This is a genomic window from Abyssibacter sp. (genome assembly GCF_964229365.1).
Classification (GTDB): Bacteria; Pseudomonadota; Gammaproteobacteria; order Nevskiales; family OUC007; genus Abyssibacter.
The window spans coordinates 1-6,322 of the sequence record NZ_CAXRDQ010000069.1; the positions used below are offsets into that span (position 1 = coordinate 1).

Annotated in this window: 4 protein-coding genes and 1 pseudogene; all 5 read right to left on the reverse strand. The window is 60.8% G+C overall.

Annotated elements, in window-relative coordinates:
- Nucleotides 1–50: 50 nt before the first annotated feature.
- Nucleotides 51–1,367 carry a hypothetical protein gene (locus tag ACE1EY_RS11220; protein ID WP_373928077.1) on the reverse strand — a complete coding sequence of 439 codons (1,317 nt, stop codon included), beginning with the start codon at nt 1,365–1,367 and terminating at the stop codon, nt 51–53.
- Between the two features lie 302 nt (nt 1,368–1,669).
- Entirely contained in the window at nt 1,670–1,999 is a 330-nt protein-coding gene (locus tag ACE1EY_RS11225; RefSeq protein WP_291514133.1) for a hypothetical protein, read from the reverse strand.
- Nucleotides 1,996–2,247: a hypothetical protein gene (locus ACE1EY_RS11230; RefSeq protein WP_291514134.1), complete on the reverse strand. Its 252-nt coding sequence runs from the start codon at nt 2,245–2,247 to the stop codon at nt 1,996–1,998. Before ACE1EY_RS11230 ends, ACE1EY_RS11225 begins: the two co-directional genes overlap by 4 nt.
- Nucleotides 2,248–2,375: 128 nt before the next feature.
- Nucleotides 2,376–3,482 (reverse strand): annotated as a pseudogene (locus ACE1EY_RS11235) (ribonucleotide-diphosphate reductase subunit beta); the annotation flags it as partial.
- Nucleotides 3,483–3,621: 139 nt separating this feature from the next.
- Nucleotides 3,622–6,322: ribonucleoside-diphosphate reductase subunit alpha (locus ACE1EY_RS11240; protein WP_370300189.1), on the reverse strand; the 2,701-nt coding region annotated here is incomplete at its 5' end.

Sequence of the window (6,322 nt, forward strand, 5' to 3'; positions counted from 1 at the left end):
TCGGATCTCGCTCCAGTGTGCCAGAGTGGCCTTCAGGACCTCTCGGCCCATCAGCAGTGGACGGCGAGTATGAACGAGATATTCATCCGGGACCCGACATCTATGCTGTAACTGGGCTTTTTGATCGAGCCCCAAAATCCCGCGGGGCGACCTGACCAAATTCCGTTGGGTTGCTGCTCCAGATTGTCCCATTCGGAAACTTCGATTTTCTGTATGCCGGAGCGACGTGGATAGAAAGTGTATTTGCTCTCACCAGACCAAATCGTCACAACGTCCGCGATCCGCTCGTTGTCTGGAATGGATTCGATCACGAACAATTCGTTTGTATCGAACAGATCGCTCGGGCGACTGTCTCGTTCGATCACCGCGACTCGCTCCCAGTCTTGGTCGAAAGAGCGCCGCCACAGCTCAGCGGAATCGTGCAAATCGGATATCGCGTACCAGCTGTCCTCAGTGAGTGCGCCAATATGCGATACAAACCCATCGCGACTGGGTAATGGGAATGCCACCCATTTGTCGAGTTCAGGACCGGACACGAAGACTTGTCCGCGTTCCGCTCCAGCTAGGATTCGTCCGTTGGGGAATGTCGAGACTGCGGTGATGGCGTGCGATGTCGGTACCAGGTGTCGTTCCCAGGTCGCGCCGTGCTTCAAGGCGAAAATTGAGCCCAGCAGACCGCCAATGAGTCGCGTGCCGTCTGGCCGGGGAGGTTGTACGTTTGCGGTGTACGCATGTGATCGAACGAGTTGACTAACGGCGTTGCGATACTCTGAATTGGAATCCGGCTCCCAATCGAGAGGGTCGACTTGCACCAGCTCCGAGTATTTATCCGGGAAACGTCCCTTGACGAGTGCCTCGAGATTCTCGACGTCTGGCAGCCTTGAGATCAGAAATGTTGACTCTGTCAACGATCTTGACAGCTCGTCAAATGGCTGGAAAACCAGTGTTCCCAGCGTGCTCAGCCGCCCTGTTTCTACCTGAAACCGGCCCATCTCACGTGGAACTGAAGCAGAGAGTGTGTACGTCCCGTTGTCGGTGTGAAGTTGCCCCAAAAGACCGGCGATTCGGTATGTCCCCGGTGCCAGACCGCCAACAAATGCCCTGGTTTCGGTGTAGCCGGTGTCCATCGCCGGAATGCTGAATACCTGTTGTTTCTCCGCCTCCGTCTGGGACGCCTGGAGGACGATAACTTTCTTCCAATGCGGAATTTGTTTGCTCAGTTTCTTTATGTTCGAGACGACTTGGATTGCCACGATTCCGGCGTTATCCGGTAGTTGGGCTTCGGGGTCGTCCAACCCAACTGTAGGTATGGAGGTGCATCCCGCTGTGAGGCCGGCAAGTAGCAGGCATGGAATGAAAAATTTCATCGCGAATGATGGACGGCGTGTTGGATCAATCTAGCAGTTTCATGGATCGATGGATTTCGCGTTTACCGCGCTGAGCGCCCTACACGGATGTGACGGCTCTGAAAAATGAGGTCAAGTTGTGAATTGCGAACGATCAGCACCTGCATAGGTTGTTGAGCCAACCACCCGCTTAGATCGGTGCTGAATCTGATCAACCAGTAATTCAAGATTATCGGGAAGAAAGTCAGCCTAGGCTACGGCGCGCAACGCAGCGCGCTTTGTGGCCCGACGCTGGGCCGGTAGGTAAAGGGGCTACAGTGAGTTCAGATTGCCGCCAGCCGTTCAATCGTATCCGGATAGCGCTCGACCATCCGGATCAATACGGTGGCTTGCGCATTCGGTTTGGCGCGTCCCTGTTCCCAGTTTTCCAGTGTGCGGATATTGGTTCGTAGATAGTCCGCGAAGACAGCGCGGGAGATGTTGAGCTTTTCGCGCAGAGCGATCAGCTCGGGTGCGGAGGGTGCTTCCAGTGGTTCGCTCGTTACTGCGTGCGTACGCAGTGTCCGCTTGCCCTTGCGTTCATCGGCAAGCGCGTCGAAGCCTTCTTGGAGTTCGCCGAAAAGGTTTCGTTTCCGGGCTTGGTGCTCGCTCATGTCCTGCTCCGAGCCGCAAGTTCACGCTTGATCAGCGCTTTCAAGCTGCGGCGTTGTTCCGGGGTGAGATCGGCCATCTCATCCTTGTCGTAGACGGTGAACAGCCAGAACTGCGCACCGCCGGACCACCAGTAGTAGATGATCCGCAGGCCGCCACGTTTCCCCTTGCCGCGCCGAGGATCGGCAAACCGAAGCTTGCGCAGTCCGCCGGTGCCCTGGATCTCGTCCCCGGCTTCCGGGGACTTCATCAGTTCGCCTTGCAGGGCCGTGAACGCTTTGTCGCTTAGATAGCTTGTGCGGTGACGTTCAAACGCCGGTAGTTCAACAAAGACGGCTTTCAATGGAGAGCAAATTTATACGCAAGTTGCGTATAGCGTCAATCCCAGCTCAACGTCCCGCCCGCCTGATACTCAATCACCCGCGTTTCGAAGAAGTTCTTCTCCTTCTTCAGGTCCATCATCTCGCTCATCCACGGGAACGGGTTGGTGGCGCCGGGGAAGATGTCGGGGATGCCGATCTGGTTGCAACGACGGTTGGCGATGAAGTGCAGGTAGTCGTGGAACATGCTGGCGTTAAGGCCCAGCACGCCGCGCGGCATGGTGTCGTGGGCGTATTTGATTTCCAGGTCGGTCGCCTCGCGGATCATGTCCTTGATCTCTTCCTGGAACTCGGCGGTCCACAGGTGCGGGTTTTCGATCTTGATCTGGTTGATCACGTCGATGCCGAAGTTCATGTGCATGGACTCATCGCGCATGATGTACTGAATCTGCTCGGAGGCACCGGTCAGGCGGTTCTGACGGCCGAAGGACAGCAGCTGCACAAAGCCGACGTAGAAGAAAATGCCTTCGAAGACCACGTAGAACGCGATCAGGTCACGCAGCAGGCGCTGGTCGTCTTCCGGGGTGCCGGTGTGGAACATCGGGTCGGCCAGTGACTGGGTGTAGGGCAGGGCCCAGGCAGCCTTGTCGTGCACCGAGGGGACCTCGCGGTACATGTTGAACACTTCGGCCTCGTCCATGCCAAGGGATTCGACGATGTACTGGTAGGCGTGGGTGTGCAGCGCCTCTTCGAAGGCCTGGCGCAGCAGGTACTGGCGGCATTCGGGGTTGGTGATATGGCGGTAGACGGCCAGCACCAGGTTATTGGCGACCAGCGAGTCGGCGCTGGCGAAGAAGCCCAGGGCACGCTTGACGATCAGGCGCTCGTCGTCGGAGAACGCGGTGGGGTTCTTCCACTGGCCGATGTCGGCCGACATGTTGATCTCGTTCGGCATCCAGTGGTTGGCACAGCCGGCGATGTACTTTTCCCAGGCCCAGCCGTACTTGAACGGCACTAGCTGGTTGAGGTCGGCCTTGCAGTTGATGATTTTCTTGTCATCGACCTGGATGCGGCCGGCACCCATGGCGATGGACTCGGCGCCCGTTGCGCCCGCGCCTTCGACGGCGTCCACGGCAAACGGGTCGGGGTGGTGCACGGCCGCGGCGTCACCGGCACGGGTGGCGGTGTTGAGCTGCGGTTGCTTGTTGTCTTCCCAATCGAGCATGTCGATCTCCTTGCGTATTCGGTCGATGCGGCGACCGGCCAGTGGGCCGGCCGCCGTTCGTGAGTGGTCGCCGGCTTGCCTACTGGCAGGCCTCGCAATCCGGGTCGAGAATCGAGCAGGCCTGCGGGGCCTCCGCGCTCGGACTCGGTGACGGCGAGACGCTGGGCGACGGGCTGGGTGAAGCCGCCTGCGGTGAGGCCGCCGGGGCGCTGGCACCCTTGCCGACCTGGTTCAGGCGATGGTCGGTAATGGTCGATTTCTCGGCATGGGTCGCGCCCATGGTGCGCAGGTAGTAGGTCGTCTTCAGGCCGGAGAGCCAGGCGTCCTTGTACAGGGCGTCCAGCTTCTTGCCACTGGGCTCGGACATGTACAGGTTCAGGCTCTGGGCCTGATCCAGCCACTTCTGACGGCGGCTGCCGGCCTTGACCAGCCAGTGGGGATCGACCTCGAAGGCGTTCTTGTAGATCGCCTTGATGTCGTCCGGCACGCGGTCGATCGGCTGCACGGAACCATCGAAGTACTTGAGATCGTGGACCATCACCTGATCCCAAAGGCCGCGGGCCTTGAGGTCGTCAACCAGGTAGGGGTTGGCCACCGTGAACTCGCCGGACAGGTTCGATTTGACGTACAGGTTCTGATACGTCGGCTCGATGGACTGGCTCACCCCGGTGATGTTGGCGATGGTGGCGGTCGGCGCGATGGCCATGCAGTTGGAGTTGCGCATGCCCACGGTCTTGACCCGCTCGCGCAGGCTGTCCCAGTCCAGACGCTGGCTGCGGTCCTGCTGCAGGTACTGCCCACGGGCGTCGGCCAGCTTCTCGATGGAATCGATCGGCAGAATGCCCTGGCTCCAGAGGCTGCCCTCGAAGCTCGGGTAGGTGCCACGCTCTTCGGCCAGATCGCTGGAGGCCTGGATGGCGTGGTAGCTGATCAGCTCCATAGAGGTGTCGGCGAACTCGACGGCCTGGTCGGATTCGTAGGGCAGCTTGAGCTTGTACAGCGCATCCTGGAAGCCCATCAGGCCCATGCCCACGGGACGGTGGCGCAGGTTGGAGGCCCGCGCGGTCGGCACCGAGTAGTAGTTGTACTCGATGACGTTATCCAGCATGCGCATGGCCGTCTTGACGGTCTTGGCCAGCTTGTCGCGGTTAATGCCGACGGTGCCGTCCGGCAGTTCCTCGACGTGCTGCGGCAGGTTGATGCTGCCCAGGTTGCAGACGGCGATTTCCTTGCCCGGCGAGGTGTTCAGCGTGATCTCGGTGCACAGGTTGGAGCTGTGCACGACGCCTACGTGCTGCTGCGGCGAGCGCAGGTTGCAGGGGTCCTTGAACGTGATCCACGGATGCCCGGTTTCGAACAGCAGGCCGAGCATCTTGCGCCATAGCTGCAGGGCGGGCATGCGCTTGAATACCACGATCTCGCCGCTGTCGGCCTTGGCTTCGTAGGCGGTGTAGGCGGCTTCGAAGTCCTTGCCGGTCAGGTCGTGCAGGTCCGGCACGTCGTTGGGCGAGAACAGCGTCCACTGGCCTTCTTCCATCACCCGCTTCATGAACAGGTCGGGAATCCAGTTGGCGGAGTTCATGTCGTGGCAGCGGCGACGCTCGTCACCGGTGTTCTTGCGCAGCTCGATGAACTCTTCGATGTCCTTGTGCCAGGTTTCGAGGTAGGCGCAGACCGCGCCCTTGCGCTTGCCGCCCTGGTTCACGGCCACGGCGGTGTCATTGACGACCTTGAGGAAGGGCACGACGCCCTGCGACTTGCCGTTGGTGCCCTTGATATGGGCACCCAGCGCGCGCACCGGGGTCCAGTCGTTGCCCCGACCCACGGCAAACTTGGACAGCCTGGCGTTGTCGTGGATGGCGCCGTAAATGCCGCCCAGATCGTCTGGCACCGTGGTCAGGTAGCAGGACGACAGCTGCGGGCGCAGCGTGCCGGAGTTGAACAGCGTCGGCGTCGACGACATGAAGTCGAAGGACGACAGCAGCTGGTAGAACTCGATGGCGCGGTCTTCGCGGTCGATCTCGTTGATCGCCAGGCCCATCGCCACACGCATGTAGAACGCCTGCGGCAGTTCGAAGCGCGTGTTGTCGCTGTGGATGAAGTAGCGGTCGTAAAGCGTCTGCAGGCCCAGGAAGGTGAACTGGTTGTCACGGTCGGGCAGCAGCGCGTCGCCGATCTTGTCCAGGTCGTACTGGCACAGCATCGGGTCGACCAGTTCCAGCTCGGCCGCACGGTGCAGGTAGGCCTTGAAGTATTCGCCGTACAGGCCGCGCATTTCGCCATGCGTGGGGTAGGCGTTGGCCAGATCCAGAAAGGCCATGGCCTCATGACGCAGGTTGTCCAGCAGCAGCCGGGCGGCGACCTGGGAATAGTTCGGCTCGTTCTCGATCAGCGTGCGGGCGCAAAGCGTCAGCGCGGTGGCCAGCTCGTTTTCCTTGATGCCGTCGTAGGCGTTCTTGAGGGTGTCCTCGATGACCTTTTCGCCATTGACGTCATCGATGCCCTCGCAGGCCTCGGTGACGACGCGGCGCAGGCGCATCTCGTCCAGCGGCACCATCTGGCCGAGGGCGTTGGTCACGCGCAGCGCCGACTGACCCAGCGGCAGCTCGGCCGACTTGGCGACATCGCGCTCGCGCGCGCGCTCGGCGCGATAGATGACGTAAGCGCGGGCGACCTTGTGCTCGCCGGAGCGCATTAGCGCCAGCTCGACCTGGTCCTGGATGTCTTCGATATGCACCGTGCCGCCGCCGCTGAGATTGCGGGTCACGGCCTGGGCGACC